The 19,198-nt window shown below is 71.7% G+C and carries 18 protein-coding genes; 10 read left to right on the forward strand and 8 right to left on the reverse strand.

Annotation, left to right across the window (positions count from 1 at the left end; translation table 11 throughout):
- Positions 1-50 precede the first annotated feature (50 nt).
- Positions 51-788 (reverse strand): GntR family transcriptional regulator, encoded by a 738-nt coding sequence (locus ACFY3D_RS22490; RefSeq protein ID WP_389981967.1) that lies wholly within the window; start codon positions 786-788, stop codon positions 51-53.
- A 130-nt stretch (positions 789-918) separates the two neighbouring features.
- Between ACFY3D_RS22490 and ACFY3D_RS22495 the strand changes: the two genes are divergently transcribed.
- The 3 genes from ACFY3D_RS22495 (at position 919) to ACFY3D_RS22505 (ending at position 4,529) form a co-directional block, all read left to right on the forward strand.
- Positions 919-1,755, forward strand: a complete 837-nt coding sequence (locus tag ACFY3D_RS22495; protein ID WP_389981969.1) for an inositol monophosphatase family protein — start codon at positions 919-921, stop codon at positions 1,753-1,755.
- 127 nt (positions 1,756-1,882) lie between these two features.
- Positions 1,883-3,205 carry a lanthionine synthetase LanC family protein gene (locus ACFY3D_RS22500; RefSeq protein WP_362901278.1) on the forward strand — a complete coding sequence of 441 codons (1,323 nt, stop codon included), beginning with the start codon at positions 1,883-1,885 and terminating at the stop codon, positions 3,203-3,205.
- Positions 3,206-3,638: 433 nt separating this feature from the next.
- On the forward strand, positions 3,639-4,529 hold the full coding sequence (locus tag ACFY3D_RS22505; protein WP_362925722.1) for a hypothetical protein: 891 nt from the start codon (positions 3,639-3,641) through the stop codon (positions 4,527-4,529).
- Between the two features lie 81 nt (positions 4,530-4,610).
- Here ACFY3D_RS22505 and ACFY3D_RS22510 read toward each other — a convergent pair whose 3' ends face one another.
- The 4 genes from ACFY3D_RS22510 to ACFY3D_RS22525 form a co-directional block, all read right to left on the reverse strand.
- Positions 4,611-5,597, reverse strand: a complete 987-nt coding sequence (locus ACFY3D_RS22510) for a sulfotransferase family protein (RefSeq protein ID WP_389981972.1) — start codon at positions 5,595-5,597, stop codon at positions 4,611-4,613.
- A 372-nt stretch (positions 5,598-5,969) separates the two neighbouring features.
- The gene (locus ACFY3D_RS22515; RefSeq protein ID WP_389981974.1) at positions 5,970-7,340 is read right to left on the reverse strand and encodes a ferric reductase-like transmembrane domain-containing protein; all 1,371 of its coding nucleotides are present in this window, start codon (positions 7,338-7,340) and stop codon (positions 5,970-5,972) included.
- Positions 7,337-7,936: a DUF305 domain-containing protein gene (locus ACFY3D_RS22520; RefSeq protein WP_389981976.1), complete on the reverse strand. Its 600-nt coding sequence runs from the start codon at positions 7,934-7,936 to the stop codon at positions 7,337-7,339. Before ACFY3D_RS22520 ends, ACFY3D_RS22515 begins: the two co-directional genes overlap by 4 nt.
- A 112-nt stretch (positions 7,937-8,048) precedes the next feature.
- Entirely contained in the window at positions 8,049-9,470 is a 1,422-nt protein-coding gene (locus tag ACFY3D_RS22525; protein ID WP_389981978.1) for a DUF1996 domain-containing protein, read from the reverse strand.
- Between the two features lie 367 nt (positions 9,471-9,837).
- Between ACFY3D_RS22525 and ACFY3D_RS22530 the strand changes: the two genes are divergently transcribed.
- The 3 genes from ACFY3D_RS22530 (at position 9,838) to ACFY3D_RS22540 (ending at position 13,453) form a co-directional block, all read left to right on the forward strand.
- Complete coding sequence (locus tag ACFY3D_RS22530) at positions 9,838-11,766, forward strand: sigma-70 family RNA polymerase sigma factor (protein ID WP_389981980.1); 1,929 nt, start codon at positions 9,838-9,840, stop codon at positions 11,764-11,766.
- Positions 11,767-11,809: 43 nt separating this feature from the next.
- Positions 11,810-12,439: a YigZ family protein gene (locus ACFY3D_RS22535; protein ID WP_389981982.1), complete on the forward strand. Its 630-nt coding sequence runs from the start codon at positions 11,810-11,812 to the stop codon at positions 12,437-12,439.
- A gap of 378 nt (positions 12,440-12,817) precedes the next feature.
- Complete coding sequence (locus ACFY3D_RS22540; protein ID WP_389981984.1) at positions 12,818-13,453, forward strand: DedA family protein; 636 nt, start codon at positions 12,818-12,820, stop codon at positions 13,451-13,453.
- 196 nt (positions 13,454-13,649) lie between these two features.
- Here ACFY3D_RS22540 and ACFY3D_RS22545 read toward each other — a convergent pair whose 3' ends face one another.
- On the reverse strand, positions 13,650-14,126 hold the full coding sequence (locus ACFY3D_RS22545; RefSeq protein WP_389981986.1) for a DUF6194 family protein: 477 nt from the start codon (positions 14,124-14,126) through the stop codon (positions 13,650-13,652).
- Positions 14,127-14,213: 87 nt separating this feature from the next.
- Between ACFY3D_RS22545 and ACFY3D_RS22550 the strand changes: the two genes are divergently transcribed.
- From ACFY3D_RS22550 to ACFY3D_RS22565, 4 genes are all read left to right on the forward strand, one after another.
- On the forward strand, positions 14,214-14,939 hold the full coding sequence (locus tag ACFY3D_RS22550) for a MerR family transcriptional regulator (protein WP_389981988.1): 726 nt from the start codon (positions 14,214-14,216) through the stop codon (positions 14,937-14,939).
- 95 nt (positions 14,940-15,034) lie between these two features.
- Positions 15,035-15,196 carry a hypothetical protein gene (locus ACFY3D_RS22555; RefSeq protein WP_389981990.1) on the forward strand — a complete coding sequence of 54 codons (162 nt, stop codon included), beginning with the start codon at positions 15,035-15,037 and terminating at the stop codon, positions 15,194-15,196.
- Entirely contained in the window at positions 15,180-16,283 is a 1,104-nt protein-coding gene (locus tag ACFY3D_RS22560; RefSeq protein WP_389981992.1) for a sensor histidine kinase, read from the forward strand. The genes ACFY3D_RS22555 and ACFY3D_RS22560 overlap by 17 nt, the downstream gene beginning before the upstream one ends.
- Positions 16,274-16,918, forward strand: coding sequence for a response regulator (locus ACFY3D_RS22565; RefSeq protein WP_389981994.1), 645 nt, complete (start codon positions 16,274-16,276; stop codon positions 16,916-16,918). The genes ACFY3D_RS22560 and ACFY3D_RS22565 overlap by 10 nt, the downstream gene beginning before the upstream one ends.
- Before the next feature lie 20 nt (positions 16,919-16,938).
- Here the strand turns inward: ACFY3D_RS22565 and ACFY3D_RS22570 are convergent, their stop codons facing one another.
- The gene (locus tag ACFY3D_RS22570) at positions 16,939-17,493 is read right to left on the reverse strand and encodes a GNAT family N-acetyltransferase (RefSeq protein WP_389981996.1); all 555 of its coding nucleotides are present in this window, start codon (positions 17,491-17,493) and stop codon (positions 16,939-16,941) included.
- 327 nt (positions 17,494-17,820) lie between these two features.
- Entirely contained in the window at positions 17,821-19,050 is a 1,230-nt protein-coding gene (locus ACFY3D_RS22575) for an isochorismate synthase MenF (protein ID WP_389981998.1), read from the reverse strand.
- Positions 19,051-19,198: the final 148 nt, after the last annotated feature.

Here is a 19,198-nt window from a genome sequence, read left to right on the forward strand (position 1 = left end):
GCGCACCGGTTGTTTGGCGCAGATTTGACCTTGGGGAGCCCGCCGCCCGGTCAGCGCTCGATGAGCGTGACCTCCAGGGAGTAGTGCGAGGCCCGGTAGAGGTGGGAGCCGTGCTCGACGGCCCTGCCCTGGTCGTCGTAGGTGGTGCGGATCAGCGTGAGCAGCGGCGCCCCGCGCCGCTCGCCGAGCAGTCTCGCCTCGGCCGCCGTGGCCGCCCGCGCCCCCATGCGCTGGTTCGCCACGCGCATCCGCACCCCGGAGGCGCGGAGCGTCTCGTACAGCCCGTGCTCCCGAAGGCCCTCGGCGGTCAGCGGGGCGAGCCCGCAGGGCAGCCAGTTGTGCAACAGGGCGAGCGGTTCCCCCGTGGCGTAGCGGATCCGCTCCAGGCGGAGCATCTCGGTGCCGGGCGCGACGCCGAGGGTCGCGGCGACATCCTCGCCCACCGGAGCCGGGCCCAGGAGCAGCACCCTGGTGGCCGGCTCCTGGCCGGCCCTGCGAAGGTCGTCGTAGAGGCCGGTCAGCTCGATGGAACGCCTGATCTGGCCGTGCACCACCTGGGTGCCGACACCTCGCTTGCGCACCAGCAGGCCCTTGTCGACCAGATACTGGATCGCCTGGCGGATGGTCGGCCGCGACAGGCCCAGCCGACCGGCGAGCAGGATCTCGTTGTCGAGACGCGACCCCGGGGGCAGATCGCCGCGGCGGATGGCCTCGGAGATCTGCTCGGCCACCTGGAAGTAGAGCGGGACCGGGCTGGACCGGTCGAGATCGATGGCGAGCTGCGTCATTCGCCCTCCCCGTTGACACGCCGCGCCGTCAGGCTAGCGGACATCAGAATGTCTTGACAAAAACCGTCCGGTCCTGGCCACCGGGACAGGGACCATTGTTCGCGCCGCCGTTCGCGCCACTGGAGGAAGCATGGATCAGCGCAGGGATCAGAGCACCGCGACGGAGCTGTCCGCCGTCGCGGCCGAGGCCGCCCGCGCGGTGGGCGACCGGCTCCGCGGGGCGTTCAGGTCGCGTCCCGCGGTCGAGACCAAGAGCGACTTCCACGATCCGGTGACCGAGCACGACCGTGCCGCCGAGGAGATCATCCGAGAGGTCATCGACAGGCGTGTCCCGGGGAGCACGGTCATCGGCGAGGAGGGCGGCAGCACGGGTTCGGGTGAGATCCGCTGGTACGTCGACCCGATCGACGGGACCGCGAACTTCGCCGCGGGGCTGCCGTTCTTCTGCGTGTCGATCGCCGCGGCAGTCGGGGACGAGGTGGTCGCCGGGGTGGTGTACGACCCGGTGCGAGACGAGGAGTTCCGAGCCGATCCTGGCGGTGCCCGGTGCAACGGCACGCGGCTGCGCAGCGCCGGCGCGACGCGTGACCGGGAGGGGGTTCTGCTGACCAGTTATCCCACTCCCCGCGAGGTGACCGAGGGCGGGGAGGAGACGCTGCGCCGGTTCGGCAGGATGCTGGAGGCGTTCGCCTCCACGCGCCGCCCGGGCAGCACCGCGCTCAAGCTGGCGTACGTCGCGGGCGGGTGGGCGGACGTCGCCTACGGCAGTAGGGTCAGTCCGTGGGACATGGCGGCGGGGTCGCTGCTCGTCCGGCGGGCGGGAGGCGTCTTCATCCCGTTGGACGGGTCGGTCTTCGAGGCCGGCGGCTACCTCGCCCACGTCGGAGGCTTCGACCTGGCGGGATCGGTCATGAGCGAGCTGCTCCTTCACGACCGCCAGGTCCGAGACGTCGGCGGGCCGGGGTGAGCCGGCGAAGGGCCCGCATGGTCGACCCTCGCGCGGGGCAGGTTCCGCGTGTCGGTGAACCAGATTACCTATTGATCCTGTAGGAAATACAGGTAAAATGATTGTCTCGCCGTACGAAGGAGCCGCCATGAGCCTGGAGCCGGAGGCCGAGAGCCCGCTGGCCGCCGCGGTCGGCGCCGCGCGCTGGATTCGTTCCGCGGCCGTGGACGACGAACGCGGACGGCACTGGCTGGCCAATCCCGACCCCCGAGGCCGGGCCGCCATGCCCGACCACCCCCTCTCGCTGTACTCGGGGGCGGCCGGGATCATCCTGTTCTTCCTGGAACTCGCCGCCGCCACCGGAGACGACGGCTACCTCGACGACGCCACGGCCGGAGCCCGATACCTCGCCGCCACCTGGCGGGAGCAGGCCGACCTCTCCCTCCATCACGGCCTGGCCGGAGTGATGTTCGCCCTGGCCGAGACCGGCTGGGCCACCGGCGAGGGTGGCTTCGAGGTCGAGGCCGGCGCCGTCGCCGACCGCATCGTGCGCAGCGCCCGCCCCGTCGACGGCGGCCTGGGCTGGACCGGCGACCCCGCGCAGCGAGGCGACGGCGGGATCATCCTCGGCCTGCTGCACGCCGCGGGCATCCTGGGAGTGCCCGCCTACCAGGAGGTCGCGGTCGAGGCCGGCGCCCGCATCGCCACGCTCGTCGTCCCCGGTCACCGCTTCGGCGAGGGCGCCTGCGCCGACCTGCCCCTGGACGCGGTCACCCCCGGCTTCCTGTCCGGCACCGCGGGCACCGCCTTCCTGCTCGCCCGCCTGTACGGCGTGACCGGCGAGAGCGCCTTCCTGGGCGCCTCCCGCAGGGGGGCCGACTTCGTCCGCGCGGTCAGCGCCGTGAACGAGCGGTGCGCGCTGGTGCCGCACCACATCCCGCAGGGCCGCGACCTGCACTACCTGGGCTTCTGCTCCGGCTCGGCCGGGGTCGCCCGGATGTTCTACGAGCTGCACCGGGTGTCGGGCGACGCCGGGGATCTCGACTGGGCCGAGCGGCTGGCGCGGGGGATCGTCCGCAGCGGCGCCCCCGCCAACCAGAGCGGCGGCTCCTGGAACTCGGCCTGCCAGTGCTGCGGCACCGCCGGTCTGGTGGAGCTGTTCGTGGGACTCTGGGCGGCGACCGGCCACAGCCGGCATCTGGAGTTCGCCCGCACGCTGGGGGAGAACCTGGTCGGCCGGGCCACCGGCCACGACGGCAGGGGCACCCGCTGGTACCAGGCCTACCGGCGGTTGCGCCCCTGGGAGGTGACCGCCGACACCGGCTACATGGTCGGGGCGGCGGGGGTCGGGGCCGCACTCCTGCACCTGGAGGCCACCGCCCGCCCGCAGGAGGCGAGGCGGCTCATCCTGCCGCCGGACAATCCGTTCCCCGCGATCCCGTTGCCGAGCGCGACGCTCCGACGCTCCTGACGGCTCCGGACGATCGTGGAAGGCGTGTCGCCGGCGGGCCGGCCGCTCTCGCGGACGAGCGTGACGAGGGGGCGCCGCGGCGAGATGGCGCGGAGGGCGCGGCGCGGATCCGCGACCTGGTGGCGAGGGGGACGCGTCCTCGGCCCGCCGCGTCCGAGCAGTTCTCCGGACCCTGTACGGTCGGGCATCGAGGCCTTCACCGGGCCCGGTGTCGCGAACACCTCTCCGGCACCGTCCCGGCACCCCGGACCGGGTCACCCCCGGTACGCCCGATCGTGCCGACCCGGTCGCGGAAGGTGGCGGCCACCGGCGCCCCTCGCGCCGGAGAAACCAAGGATGATCTGCCCTTTGGCCGTCAAGGGGTGACAAAGCTCGTGATGATGATTGGTGATTCTCCGTGAGTGTTGCGCAAGGCATGCCTAATCTCGGTGTCGTGACAATCGAGGACTTCCTTCCCGACCCCGACCGTTCCGTCGTCGCGATCGAACCGGCACAGCCGGGTGCCGGCCACTGGGCCGGCGCGCCGAGCGCCGTGGCGAGCGACGGGCTCATCTACCTCGCCTACCGGCTGCGCCGCCCCGTCGGCGAGGGCCGTGGTTACGCCGTCGCCGTCGCCCGTTCCGTCGACGGTGAGCGGTTCGAGACCCTGCTCACGATCGGCAGGGAGGAGATGGACACGGAGTCGCTGGAGCGGCCCACCCTGGTACGCACGCCGGAGGGACGCTGGAGGCTCTACCTCAGCTGTGCCACCTACGACACCAAGCACTGGCGGGTCGAGGTGCTGGAGGCCGACGACCCGTCCGGCTTCCGGGCCTCGCAGCGGCAGGTCGTGCTGCCGGGCGACCCGAAGACCGGCGTCAAGGACCCGGTGATCGTGCTGCGGGACGGCCTCTGGCACCTGTGGGCCTCCTGTCACCCGCTGGAGGAGGACCACGAGGCCGACCAGATGGTGACCGACTACGCCACCAGTGCCGACGGCATCGAGTGGACCTGGCAGGGCACCGCGCTCAGCGGCCGTCCCGGCACCTGGGACGCCAGGGGCGCGCGGGTGGCCGCGGTCCGCTTCCTCGGCGACAGGGTGGTGGCCTTCTACGACGGCAGGGCCACCGCGGCGGAGAACTACGAGGAGAAGACCGGTGTCGCGGTCGGCACGGATCCGGCGGAGCTGACCCCCCTCGGCACCGAGCCCGTCGGGGTCTCGCCGTACGCGGGCGGTGGCCTTCGCTACCTGGACATCGTGGATCTGCCGGGCGGCGGGCGGCGGCTCTACTACGAGTACACCCGTGCGGACGGGGCGCACGAGCTCCGCACCGAACTGCGCTGATCACGGCACGGGGTCCCGGGCGTGCCACGGTGCCCGGGACCGTCCGGCGGAGGTCGTCGAGCCGCGTCCCGGAGCGTCTCGCTACGCCTGGGGGCGGCCGTTGCGCGCCTGGCGCTGGCCGTTGGGGCGGGTGCCAACCAGGCCGCCCGAGCGCTCGCGGGGGCGGAGCCAGTCGCTGAAGTCCTCGCCGGTCACCGTCTGCAGCAGCGCCACGTCCTCGGTGAAGTAGGAGATCAGCTTCTCCCGCTGGTCCCAGGTGAGCGGCTGGCGGGAGCGGGCCCGCTCCTGCAGCCTGCGCTCCAGCGGGTCGGTCAGCGCCACGCTCACCCGCGACGGCAGGAAACGTCCCACGGACGATCCCACCCGCAGCGCCCGCGACAGCATCCGGTGCCCGCGGGTCGGCTCGGGGTGGGCGGTCACGTTCTCCCTGGGGACCTCGGTGACCACGCCGGTCTCCACCCCGAGAAAGCGGAAGATCCGGTCGAGGGTCTCGGCGGGGCGGTCGACCAGGTCGCGGTAGCGGTAGACGAGCACCTGCTCGCGCGGGAACAGGGTGAACAGGTGTGCGAGCTGCTCCCCGTACTTGCCGAGCCCGCGATAGTGCCAGAACGGCGCCCAGCCGGCCCTGACCCGCCGCTCCTCTTCGGCGCAGGCGAGGACCACGTCGCCGATCGGCTCCAGCCCGGCCGACCACAGGTGGGTCCAGTTGGAGTGGGCGCGCTCCACCGGGTCGCGCAGCACCACGATGAGCCTGGCGCCGGGGATGGTCTCCCTGATGCGCCGCTGCGCCGCCAGGTCGTAGAGATAGAACGGGGTCGACTCGCCGGTGAGCGTGCCCGGCGGTGCCGCCGTGAACAGGGCCTCGTAGTCCTCGCGCCGCCAGACGTGCTCGCGGTAGGTCTGGGCGTCGCCAGGTCCCCCCTTGGTCGGCGGCGGGCCGTCGCTGAGGAAGAACTTCGGTTCCTTCACCGGGGACATGAACAGTCCCGGGTGCCGGGCCAGTGCGGCGTGCAGGGCGGTGGTCCCGGCTTTCGGGGCACCGATCGTGAGGAAATTCGGCAGGGGCATCGTTATTACCCTTAATCCCTACTATGATTATTGGTAAATATAGCCCTTTCTCGGGCGAAGGCAAGCACCCGCTCGTGCGATCGCCGTGCCCCAGGGGGAGTTCCCGATGGTGGAGATTTCAGTCATCGCATCTATCTCCAGGTCATGGATGCGAAGAGGTTTGCCCCGTCCGATGAACGCCGAGTTCTTTTCTGCTATTTCGCCACTGTGAAGGAGTTTTGTCGCGCTGCGCCGGGGTGACCGGCGCGGGTGCGTCGCCGGACGGTGCCGTCACGTCACGGTGGTGATCGGCGAAAGCCGGCGGCGCGAATACCGCGGTCACAAAGCCGAGCCGGAGCCGGACGAGGCCGTCGCCGCGACCCGGCTCGCCCTTCAGAAGTCGAACGACTCCACATGGATGCGCCGGCCGGGCACGCCCGCGCGGCGCAGGGCGTGGCGCGCCGCGACCGTCATGCCGGAGGGGCCGCACAGATAGACGTCGTGGACGGCCAGACCGGGTATCAGAGCCCGCAGGGCGCGCCCGGTCAGCGGCACGCTCCGCCCGCCCGACGATCCGGTGAGCTCGTCCACGGTGTAGTGGATCGTCGCGCCGCGCACGGCGGCGATGGCGTCCAGCTCGTCGCGGAGGATCAGCTCCTCGTCGCGGCGCGCCATGTAGACGAGGGTCACCTCGCCGGGCAGCGTCTCGAAGAGCGCGCGCAGCGGGCTGATCCCCACGCCGCCGCCGACCAGCAGAACCTGCGGCCTGCGGCGCCGCGCGGCGGTGAGGGCCCCGTAGGGGCCCTCGGCCCACACGCGGGTACCGGGCCGCAACCCGGCCAGCGCGCCGCTGTGGTCGCCGACACCCTTGACGGTGATCCGCAGGAAGCGGGAGTTGGCGGGTGCCGACAGCGAGTAGGGGTTGGCCGTCCACCACATGCCAGGGGCGAGGAACCGCCAACGGAAGAACTGGCCGGGTTCGGCGCCCAGCTCCTCCAGGTGCTCCCCGGTCAGGTAGACCGACACCACGGTGGACGACTCCCTGCGGACTCCGGCGACCCGCAGCCGGTGGCGCAGGGCGCGATGGACGGGGGTGAGGAAGCGGTACCAGGCCAGCAGGGCGACGACGGAGGCGTACAGCGCGTACCAGAACACCCTCATGACGACGCCGCCGGCGAGGTCCGGTCCGGTGAGCTGGTGGCCGAACCCGAGGAAGACGGCCCCGTAGGTGATGAAATGCAGGTAGTGCCAGATCTCGTACCGCATCCTGCGTCGCACCTCGCGCACCGAGACGACCGCGACGCCGGTCAGCAGCAGGAGGGCGACCGTCGCCTCCAGCATGGCCGGGCCGTCCAGGATCAGCCCCGCGGTCCCCTCGAACACGCCCGTGCCGGACCGTGCCACATGGGCCGCGACGGCGAACAGCATGTGGGCCGCCGACAGGACGATGGTGTGGCGGCCGCCCGTCGCGTGCCAGCGGGCCAGCCGGTCGGTCCCGACCCCGCGATCCAGCGCGGGAACGCGGGCCATCAGCCCCAGCAGGACGGCGCAGGCGTAGCCCGCGAGCATGCCGGTGAGCCTGCCCGCCCAGGCCAGTGCCCCGGCGACCCCGGAGACCGAGGTCAGGTCCGACCAGCACGTCGCGGTCGCCGCGACGGCTCCGGCGCAGATGAGGGCGAGGACCGGAAAGGGCCGCGCCCGGCGCGCGGGCGGCCGGACGGCGGCGCGTCGCCGTGCGCGCGTGCCGGAGGCGGGGCCGCTCACGGCCCCAGCCGGGTGAGCCGGTCGCCGTGGTCCTTCTCCAGGGTGGCGGCGAACGCCCTGGTCTCCGGGTCGGAGCCCGACTTCTGCTCGCCCTTCGCGACCAGGACCGACTGGGTGAGATATTCGCGCGCGTCCCTGGTGAAGAGCCGGTCGAACGCGGCGCCGTCGGCCCGTCTCAGGGCCGCGAAGTCGTCGGGGATCACCATGCCGGGGATGTCGTGCCCCTCGTGCTCGTCGCTCTCCGGCACCCCGGACCTCCGCAGCAGGTCGCGCAACCTTCCGAGCGTCGTACGGTGATCGGCGACGTTCTCCTCGGCGAATCGCGTGATGTTCGGATTCGAGGTCTTGCCGGGGGCCAGCTCCAGCAGGCGTACCGCCTGCTCGGTCATCGGGATCATCAACTGCAACCACGCGATGTCGGTGCCGTTGAAGGAGCCCGACGCGCCTCCGGTCGGTGTGGGAGGCGCGTCGGGTCCGCTTCGTGGCGACGGGTGATTCGCGGCCGAATGGGGCGGCGGCTCGGCGGCGACACATCGTGAGACCAGCAGCACGGTGAGCACGACGAGTACCGTCGCGCCGATCGTGGACGCCTTCATGTCGCTCCTTCGCTCACGCCGATCCCGTGGTGAGGCGAGGCCCGGTGTGTGGGGCCCCGCCCTGTTCAGGCCGGACGGTGTGTCTCACGCCTGAAAGCGATCACCCGTCGTCTCAGGGGGTGCCGCCGGCGCCGCACTTGACGATCGGGCGGATGCAGTCACGCACGCGGCGCTCCATCTCGGCCTCGGGCCAGGCGTTGAAGAAGTCGGCGTGCATGGTGTATCCGGGGCCCGAGGAGAGCCGGAACCTGGCCGGGTCGCCGCTGACCGGGTAGCGCAGCACCTGGCGCAGCTTGGGCACGATCACCGGGTGCGAGGCCGGGCAGGCGCCGTTCACCGGATAGGACATGTGGCTCTTGTGGTCGGGCGAGTCCAGGTCCTTGCCGTTCCAGCAGTGCGGGAAGTCCAGGTAGGACTCCAGCATCTTGCCTGCCGGGCAGTTGACGAAGTTCTTGGAGGAGCCCACCTCGCCGGCGTGCAGGCACGACCAGCGCGAGCTGCTCGTGGGGTCGTTGACACCGGTCGCCTTGGCGTTGCCGGCCACGATGCGCAGGCCCAGCGGGAGCGGCCGGGTCTGGGCCATCAGCTCGTCCTTGATGCCCTCACCCAGGTAGTAGAACGTGGTGCCGGTCGGCTCGACGGGCTTGTCGTCGCTGTAGAGGGTCGGCACCCAGTACGAGGACAGGTCGGCCTTGGGGCTGCAGGTGGTGCCACCCTTCAGCAGGCTCTTGATGTCGGAGTCGGCGTTGGTGGAGGTGTTGCCGAAGAAGCTGTGCATATGCGACCCGCCGGAGAGGCCAGGCATCACGATCGGGTCGTCGGGCAGCCGGTGGGTGTAGGGGCACTCGGCGAGGAACTCCGCCACCCGCACCGCGCCGGGCGGGACCGGGCCCTTGGGCAGGTTGGTGCCGGAAGCAGGCGGGGTCGCGGTGGTGGGGGCCGGCTTCGTCGGGATGGTGGTCGGGGTAGTGGTCGGGGTGGCGCTCGGCCTGGGGGTGGCGGTGCCCGAGCCGGTGCCGTAGACCTCGAACTCCCACAGCGAGACCCCGTACTGGGAGGAGCGCCTGGTGGTGTTGAGCCGGACGTAGCGGCCGGTGGCCGAGACGTTCAGGGTCTGCACGCCGCCCTTGCCCGCGGTCGTGGTGTGGATCGTCTTCCACTGGCCTCCACCGGAGGAGGTCTGGATCGTGAAGGCCGTGGCGTAGGCGTTCTCCCACTTCAGCACGATCTTCTTGATCGCCTTGGACGCGCCCAGGTCGACCTGGAGCCACTGGGGGTCGCTGAAGGCGCTCGACCAGCGGGTGTTCTCCTTGCCGTCGATCGCGGCCGCGGCGGACAGGTCGCCCCTCTCGGATGAGGAGGCGGTGGCCTTGCCGCTCTGCGACAGCGGGGCCTCGGCCGCGCCGGCCGGGGTGACGCCGTTCACCAGGGAGACGCCCAGGACGGTCGCGAGGGTGCCGGCGAGCGCGAGGCGATGGACTCGCCCGCCCGATCTGCGGCCGGGGGCCGTGGTGTTCGGAACGGTCTCACTCATGTGGATGAGGTCCTTAGGGGGATCGAGTTGTGGTGGACGTGATGCTCGACGGCGTCTCGGACGGACCGGCTCGTGGCCCGGTGTGTCGGCGGACAGCGGTGTCACCGTGCGCCTTCGCGGTGTCACCGTCACGAGCCTCCTTCGCCGTCACGCCCGGCGCCGGGCGTGTTCTGTTCCTGGACTGGAGACCGGTGGGGGGACGGGCGACAACAAAAAACCCAAGGAAATCTCAGAAAAAGGACGGAGAAGATTTTTGTTGTCTCCCTGACCTGCTGCCGGTCTCCGTAGGGGGGGCTCGTTGGTCTTCCGCTATGAGGGGTTATGGAGAGAATCGTCCCTGCGCGCCGCCCGGAGCGGCTCGGGGGCGATGACCGTGGACGGCGACAGGAAGCGGAGTGCGATGCGCGGAACCGGCAGGGGCGGACCCGACACGGCGATGGTGGCCGCCGCACGCGACGGGGACCAGCAGGCGTTGGACGCGCTGGTGGCCGACTCCCTCCCGCTCGTCTACAACATCGTCGGGCGAGCGCTGAACGGCCACACCGACGTCGACGACGTGGTCCAGGAGACGTTCCTGCGGGTCGTCCGCGCGCTGCCCGACCTGCGCGACCCGCAGGCGTACCGGTCCTGGCTGGTGGCCATCACCGTCCGCCAGGTGCGCGACCACGAGCAGGATCGCAGGACCACCCAGCACCGCAGGGCGGACCTCGACACCGCGGAGGAGGTGCCCGACCCCGCCTCGGACTTCGCCGCCGTGACCATCCTGAGGCTCGGGCTCACCGACCAGCGCCGCGAGGTCGCCGAGGCCACCCGCTGGCTGGACGGCGACGACCAGGCGCTCCTCGCCCTGTGGTGGCTCGAGGAGACCGGCGAACTCGACCGCGCCGATCTCGCCGGAGCCCTCGGCCTGTCGGGGCGCCACACCGCCGTACGCGTCCAGCGGATGAAGGAACAGGTCCAGACGGCGCGCACCATCGTGCGGGCGCTGCGCGCCGGCTCGGGATGCCCCGGGCTCGGCGCCCTCACCGCGAACTGGGACGGCCTCCCCAGCCCGCTGTGGCGCAAGCGCTTCGCCCGGCACATCCGTGACTGCGCCGTCTGCCAGGGGCACACCGCGGGCCTGCTGCCCATCGACCGGCTGCTCAGTGGGCTGCCGCTGCTGCCCGTCCCCGTCGGCTTCGCCCTGCACCATCTCCAGGCCGCTCCCCCCGCCGTCGAGGCGGTGGCGCACGCCGCCTCCCACGGCGCGCACGCCCTCAAGGCGACCGAGACGGCGCGGACGGGCCTGTCGGCCTCCCTGCCCTCCGCCCCTGCCGCGATCGGCGGCGCGGTGGCCGTCGTCGTCGCGGGCGTCCTGGTGTTCGGGCAGTTCACGGCTCCCGCCCCCGAGCCCGCTCCTTCGCTCGCCGTACCCGCGCCGACGGTCTCGCCGTCGCCGCCCCCGGCGCGGACGCCGTCGGCGCGCGCCACCCCCGAAGCCTCCCCGTCCCCCGCGCCCAGCCGCAGGCGAGCCTCCCGCACTCCCACTCCCACGCCGACCCCGCCGCCCGCGGTCGTGACCTCCCCCAGGAAGGGGGTGGGCGTGTGGAAGATGCCCGGCCTCAGCTCGGCCCTCGCGAAGTCCGGTGCGAGCTGGTACTACACCTGGTCCACGCGCCGCGAGGGCGTCACCGGTCCCAGGGCGGACGGGTTCGTCCCGATGATCTGGGGGGCGGGCAGCGTCACGCCGGAGAACCTCGCCCAGGCGAGGCGCGCCGGGCCCTACCTGCTCGCCTTCAACGAGCCCGACCTGCCCGAGCAGGCCAACATGACCGTGGAGGAGGCGTTGTCGCTCTGGCCGGACCTCATGTCCGCGGGCCGGGTGCTCGGCAGCCCCTCCGTCGCGTTCGGTGCCGACACCCCGGGCGGCTGGCTGGACCGCTTCATGTCCGGAGCCAAGGAGCGGGGCTACCGCGTCGACTTCATCGCGCTGCACTGGTACGGGGCGGATTTCCGTCCCCAGCCCGCGGTGAACCAGCTCAAGTCGTACATCCAGGCCGTGTACCAGCGCTACCGCAAGCCGATCTGGCTCACCGAGTACGCCCTGATCGACTTCTCGAACGGCACCCGCTACGCCAGTGACGCCCAGCAGGCCGCGTTCGTCACGGCCTCCACCAGGATGCTGGCCTCCCTGCCGTACGTGCGACGTTACGCCTGGTTCGGCCTGCCCTCCTCGGAGACCGAGCCGGGCAGCGGGTTGTTCCGCGGCGACGGGACCGCCACCCGCGCCGGCCGCGCCTTCCAGGCGGCACGCTGAGCGTCGTGTCCCTGGGCGGCACTCGGACGGATAGCCTTGCCGGGTGCCCGACCCGTACCTGACTCCGCGGGAGACCGTGGAACACGAGATCGAGATCAAGCGCTCCCGGTTCCTGTGCGCGGTCGGCCCGGTCTCCTCGGAGGAGGCGGCGAGGGAGTTCGTCGCCGCCCGCAGGCGGCTGTACGGCGACGCCACGCACAACTGCTCGGCGTACGTGATCGGCGGCGACCGCCGGGTCCAGCGGGCCGACGACGACGGCGAGCCCGGCGGCACCGCGGGGACCCCGATGCTGGAGACCCTGCTGCGCCGGGGCGTCGCCGACGTGGTGGCGGTGGTCACCCGATACTTCGGCGGGGTGAAACTCGGCGCCGGAGGGCTGGTCCGCGCGTACGGCTCGTCGGTCGGCAAGACGTTGGACCTCACGCCGCTGGTCGGCATGGTGCCCGCCAGGGTCATGACCGTGACCGTGGACCACGTCAGGGCCGGGCGGCTGGAGAACGACCTGCACGCCTCGCCGTACGAGGTGAGAGAGGTCCGCTACGGCGCGGACGTCGGCTTCCGCGTCGCGGTGCGCGAGCGGGATCTGCCCGCCTTTCCCGGTTGGGTCGCGACGCTGACCGCGGGGCGCGCCGGGATCGAGCCGGGCGAGGCGGTCCATCTCAAGGACGCCTGACCCGCGCCCGTCCTGTGCCTGTCGCAGGCCGGACCCGGCTGGAAGACGGCGCTCCTTCCCCGGGAAAGCCCTCGGCACGCGCCGTTCCCGTCGGCAATAAATGTGGGATGGGTCACACTCGGCTGGGGTGACGGTGCCGGCCGACGGCCATGACCGCCCGTCCTCGGAGGCGGTACGGGATCCTTCCGCGCCACCGTCGCCTCCGCCCTGACCGTCCGATTCCCCTCTGACGTGGGAAAACCGCGAACGACATCCGGTCGTCACGCCCGCGCGGAGCTCGGCTGCGGTTTTCCACAGCCGAGCTCCGCGGCGCACACCAGGTGAGGAAGGCGGTGTTCCTCATCCAGACCGTACGCAGCTCTCCGTAGCCTTGTCCCTATGAGTTCACCGAATCTCGACGGAGTCGCCGGATGGGCGGTCAACCTTATGGAAACCCTGGGTGCGCCCGGGGCGGGGCTGGCGATCGCACTTGAGAACCTGTTCCCGCCTCTGCCCAGCGAGGTGATCCTGCCGTTGGCGGGGTTCACCGCGAGCAAGGGGAACATGGGGCTGTTCGACGCCGTGCTCTGGACGACCCTGGGATCGGTGGTCGGCGCGCTCGCGCTGTACGGGGTCGGAGCCCTGCTGGGCAGGGAGCGCGTGGTGTTCATCGCCTCCAAGCTGCCGCTGGTCAGTGTCTCCGACATCGAGAAGACCGAGGCGTGGTTCGCCAGGCACGGCAGGAAGACCGTCTTCTTCGGGCGGATGATCCCCATCTTCCGCAGTCTGATCTCGATCCCTGCGGGGATCGAGCGCATGCCGATCATGATCTTCACGCTCCTCACCACCCTGGGCAGCCTCATCTGGAACACGGCCTTCGTGATGGCGGGGTTCCTGCTCGGTGAGCAGTGGGAGCTGGTCGAGGAGTACATGGGGGTGGTGTCGAAGTCGGTGCTGGGCATCGTGATCCTCGCCATGATCGTCTTCATCGTGGTCAAGCTGTCCGACAGGCGCAAGGGCAGGCACCACGCGTAGCCGCGAACACTCCGATCAGGGCCCGCCCGGCGCGGGCGGGGAGCGCCCGGGGTCTGTCACCCCGGGCGCTCCCCGCCTCTCCCGGCGGGTCCTTTCCCGTTCGCGACACCTTTTCCGCGCGTTCCGGAGGTCTGTGGGCGCCGGCGAGGGAGAGGGGCTGTCGAAGGGCCGGCGACGGTGCGGCGGGGATCGGTGATCAGGGTGACGCCGATCCGGCGCGTCGCCGGTGGCGCGAGCGGGCCAGGCCGTGGGCCGTGCGCAGCAACTCCAGGACCGCAGCCTCGGTCCGCGGCCCCGGATTCACCACGGCCAGCCAGCCCAGCGGGCCGTAGACGGGGTGCGCCATCACGGAGTCGATCACGCTGGGGTCGGCCTCGTCCGTGGCCGTGTCACGCGGCCGGCGGCCCGTCCAGCCGACGAAGGCGTCCTTTCCCGCGAAGAGGTTCAGGCGGAAGACGCCGGGACGGTTCAGACGCGACAACTCGTCGTCCGGATAGTCCTTCGTCACGATCGTCGCGAAGGGCTGGGTCGCCTTCGGGACCTCGCCGTCGGGCGCGTAGTAGAAGAACGCGTCACCCCAGCTGATCTCGGGTGAACCGTCACCGGGCGCGGGCCTGAGGGTGAGAACCCCGTCGAGGCCGGCGAGGAACTCGATGATCTCGTCGATACTCATGCGTTGTAGCGTTTCATTCATGTGGTTGTGGAGACTTTTCCCCGAACACCCCGAGGTAGTGGGGTGAAAAGCCGCAAATCAGGAAATATGCGGACGGTCGATGTCGCGCGACAGGCCGGATACTCCGTCCAGCAGGTGCGCAATCTCGAACGCGACGGCGTCCTGCCCCCGGCGACGCGCACCGGCACGGGATACCGGATCTACGGCGAGGTCCATCTGCGTTCCGCGCTCGCCTATCGGGCCCTCGCCGAGGCCACGGGGCCCGTCGAGGCCAGGAGGATCATGCGCGCGGCGCACGCGCGCCCCGCCTCGGAGGTGCTCGCCCTGCTCGACGCGGCGCACGCCAGGCTCGACACGGAACGACGGGAGCTCAGGCTGGCGAGGGAGGCCGCCGCGACGATCTCCGGAGAGACGATCGGCGACGTACGCCCCTCGGACGTCATGAGCGTCTCCGAACTCGCCGCCGCGCTCGGGGTACGCCCCTCGACATTGCGGCACTGGGACGCGGAGGGCCTCGTCGTCCCCCGCCGGGCCTCCCTGGGAGGACCGCGGCGATACTTCCCGGACGATGTCCGGGACGCGCGGATCGTCCATCAGCTACGCCTGGCCGGCCACCGCGTCGCCCCGCTCCGGGCCCTGATGCCGGAGCTGCGGCGCACCCGCCGCTGGGACGAGGTGATGACCACGCTGGCCGCCAGGGACGCGAGCGTCGACGCCCGCTCCAGAGCCCTCCTCGACGCCGCCGCCGTGCTCAGCACGCTGATCCCACCGGTGGGCGCCTCCAGGGAGACCGCCGTGGACGTACGGGGTTGAGTCCCGGCTTCCGGCGGGGGTGTGGTTTTCCGCAGCCGGCAAGCGGCCACGTACCTCATTCCGGTCATGTCCTGATCGTTTGTAACCTCTGGGGCATGTCAGATCGGCGGGTCGAACCTGCGGAAAACCCCGGAGCGCCGGGCGCGGGGCCGGTGCTCTCGCTCACCCCGACCTTCGTGGTGCTCCCGGCTGTCCCGGCCCTCGCGGGCGCCGGGTCGATCGAGCGGCCCGGGGACCGGCATGCGTCCCGCCGCTGAAGGACTGCGGCTGCTGTGCGTGGTCGTTCTCGGGACGGTCACCGCCCTGATCGGCGTCGCCTTCCTGCTGCTCGCGCTGCCGTTCGCTGGTCATCCGGCCGTACGGAGGGCGTCCCGGCGGCTGGCCGCGCTCGAAGCCCGTCGCCTGCGCCTCGATCCCGCCGTCCTCGGATTCGCCGCGGACCCTCCGGACGGGCGGGAACTGCGCTACCTGGCGGCGAGGGTGCCGGTGGGCGTACTCGGCGGCCTGATACTCGTCCTGCTCACCTACTGCGTCGGGGCGGCCCTCGTCATCACCTGGTCCTGGGGAAGAGGGCTGCCGGTCGACGGCATGACACCGAGCGCGCCACTGCTCGCCTACTTCGTCCTCGCGGGAGTCGTCCTGCTGTTCCTGGAGCTGTCGGGCCTGGTGGGCGTGCACACGCTGGAGCGGCGGCTGGCCGTACGCATGCTCGGACCCGATCCCACCGAGACGCTGCGGCGCCGCATCACCGAGCTGGCCGAGAGCCGGGCGGGCGTGCTGGCGGCCGTCGACTCCGAGCGGCGCAGGATCGAACGGGACCTGCACGACGGACTGCAGCAGCGGCTGGTCGCGCTGTCCATGCTGGTCGGGCGGGCACGCAGAGGGCGGCCGGAACTGCTCGCGCAGGCACACGAGGAGGCGCAGCAGGCGCTGGCCGAGCTGCGCGAGGTGGCCTGGCGCGTCTATCCCTCGGGGCTGGACTCCTTCGGTCTCGCCAACGCGCTGGCCGGGGTGGCCGAACGCTCCGCTGTCCCGGTCAAGGTCGTCTGCGAGCCGCCCGCGCGATTGCCGATGGCGGTGGAGACGGCGTCGTACTTCGTGGTCAGCGAGGCGGTGACCAACGCGGCCAAGCACGCCCGCGCCACCGCGATCACCGTCGAGGTCCGTGAACGCGACACAATGCTCATCATGCGCGTACAGGACGATGGTGTGGGCGGGGCGAACCCCGAGGGCGGGGGCCTGTCGGGCCTGGCCCGGCGGGTGGCCGCACTGGACGGCCGCTTCCGCGTCGACAGCCCGCCGGGCGGACCCACCACGATCACCGCGGAGATCCCGTGCGGGTGATCCTGGCCGAGGACTCGACCCTGCTGCGCGAAGGGCTGGTCCGGCTGCTGCTGGAGGAGGGCCACGAGGTCCCGGCCGCGGTCGGCGACGGTGAGGCGCTCGTCGCCGCGGTCGCCGAGCACCGGCCCGACGTCGTCGTCGCCGACGTGCGGATGCCGCCGACCCACACCGACGAGGGGCTGCGGGCGGTGCTGGAGATCCGGCGCCGCCACCCCGGGACGCGCGTTCTGGTGTTGTCGCAGTACGTCGAGAAGCGCTACGCCACCGAGTTGATGACCGGTGACGTGAACGGGGTGGGCTACCTGCTCAAGGACCGGGTGGCCCAGGTCGCCGACTTCCTCGACGCGCTCGACCGCGTCGGCGCCGGGGGAGCGGCCTTCGACCCCGAGGTGGTACGCCAGTTGCTGGCCAGGACCACCCACACCGACCCGCTGGGCCGCCTCACCTCCCGCGAGCGCGAGGTGCTCGACCACATGGCCCAGGGGCTGACCAACGCCTCCACCGCCGAACGGCTGCACATCTCCCAGAGCGCCGTCGAGAAACACGTCAACGCCATCTTCGACAAGCTCGGCCTGCTGCACGTCACCGGCTACAGCCGCCGCGTCCTGGCCGTACTGCGCTACCTGGGCTCCTGACGCTCCGGCGGGCCGGAGCCTCAGGGGCGGAGCGGGTCCTTGTCGGCGGGGGAGAGATCGCTGGGCCAGAGCCGGTAGACGTTGAGACGCGTCTCGTAGTACTTGTCCGTCTCCCCGACCCACTGCATGCCGATGCGCTTGGCCGTCGCCGCGCCGCGGTCGTTGTTCACCCGGACGACCGCGACCAGCTCGTGGGCGCCGATGGAGAACGCCCAGGCGGCCAGGGCGCGGCCGGCCTCGGTGGCGTAGCCCTCCCCCCAGACGTCGGGGGAGAGCTGCCAGCCGATCTCGATGTCCTCCTCGTCGGGAGGCAGGTAGCGCAGGGAGAGGCCGCCGACGATCCGCTGGTCGGAGTTGCGGACGATCGCCCACCGGCCCAGCGGGGGCGTGAGGGTGCTGCGGTTACGGTCCCACGACTCCAGCGTGGCCCGCATCGCCTGCTCGCCCTCGAGCTGCGTCATCGCGGGGGAGAGCCACCGGGTGACCTCGGGGGCACCGTAGATGGCGAGGGCCTCGGCGGCGTCATCGGGACTCCAGTCACGCACCGTGAGGCGGGCGGTGGTCAGTAGGGCCATGTTTTCCTCTCCCTGACGAGTTGACCGGCCGTACGGCGACGAGAGGACGCCGACCTGGAGAAATATCGGTTTCTTGCTGGAAATATCCGACGTATTGCACTTGTGAGAGTACGCCTATTCACCGGGTAGCGGCGAAGCAGGGCGGGGATAGCCGGGACGTCTCCCTGGTGTCTCCCGAAAAGGAGGGCGGGCATCACCCGCCGTGACCGCCCGCGTTCTCCCGGGGAGGGCGCGGGAAAGGGGGATCGGCCCGCCCTCGGAGCCGGGAGACGGCCGGGAGGAACGGCCCGCCTCTCCGGGACGGGAGGGGAGGGCGCCGGATCGGCCTCAGCCCTCCAGGGCGTATCGCATCACCCGGAACTTGGCCTCGGCCTCGGCGAGCTCGGAGGCGGGATCGGAGTCGCCCATGATGCCGCAGCCGGCGAACAGCCGGGCGGTGGGGCCCTCGATCTGGGCGCAGCGCAGCGCGATGCCCCACTCACCGTCGCCCCGCGCGTCGATCCAGCCCACCGGGCCCGCGTACCCGGCGCGGTTCATGCCCTCCAGTTCGCGGATGACGCCGAGAGCCGCTCCCGTGGGGGTGCCGCCGACGGCGGCGGTCGGGTGCATGGCCGCCACCACGTCAAGGACGGAGGCCCCGTCGGAAAGCCGTCCTCGCACCGGGCTGGCCAGGTGCTGGACGTTGGAGAGCACCAGGAGCTCGGGCTCCTCGGGGATCTTCAGTTCGGCGCAGAGCGGGTCGAGCGCCTCGCGCACCGAGGCGACCGCGCAGGCGTGCTCGTAGCGGTTCTTCTCCGAGGCGAACAGGGCCGTGCCGCGCGCCACGTCGTCGGCCTCGTCGGCGCCCCGCGGGATCGTGCCGGCGAGCACCAGGGACTCGACGGTCTCCCCGGCGCGCCGGACCAGCAGTTCGGGTGTGGCGCCGACCAGCCCCGCGCAGGAGAAGGTGTAGCACTCCGGGTAGCGTCCGGAAAGGCGGGCGAGCAGCAGCCGGACGTCGATCGGACGCTCCGCGACGGCGGTCAGGTCGCGGGCGAGCACGGTCTTCTCCAGCCGGCCCGACCTGATACGCCGGACGGCCCTGGCCACGGCGTGCTCCCACTCGGGCGCGGTCAGGCTGCCGTCGCCGTACCGGATCCTGCCAGGGGCGCGGAGTGGGGTGACCGCGTCGAGCCGCCGCTCGCCGACGGTGGTCAGCCAGGCGCGGCCGTCGCGGCGGGCGAGGATGGTCTGGGGGACGACGAGAACCGAGCCGTGCGCCTCCGGATCGAAGGTGAAGGAGCCGAAGGCGACGGGACCCGAGCCGGGCGCCGTCACGTCGTCGTCGACGTGCGCCTCACCGAAGAGGCCCGACAGCCGGTCGCGGGCCCAGTCGAAACGGCCCGGACCGGGCGGCACGGTGAGGCGGACGGCCTCGCCCCAGGCGACGAGGCCCTCTCCGTGTCTCACCCAGGCGTAGGGGGCGGCCTCGGGCAGTCGGCTGAACAGGTCACCGGGGTCGTCGATGGGGGTGGTCGTCACCACGAGAGGACGGGTTGATCCGAGCGCTACACTCACCTCCGCCACTCTATGCGGGGAACTGAACGTGTTCGACGGCAGTATGCCCGCCAGCACATCCGCCACGCGCTGTCAAGAAAACCAAGGCACTCGGTCAACAGACTCTACCGTCCTGGCCTGCGGTGATAGATCCGAAGCAGACGCGATC

The organism is Streptosporangium sp. NPDC000509, assembly GCF_042898365.1.
GTDB lineage: Bacteria > Actinomycetota > Actinomycetes > Streptosporangiales > Streptosporangiaceae > Streptosporangium.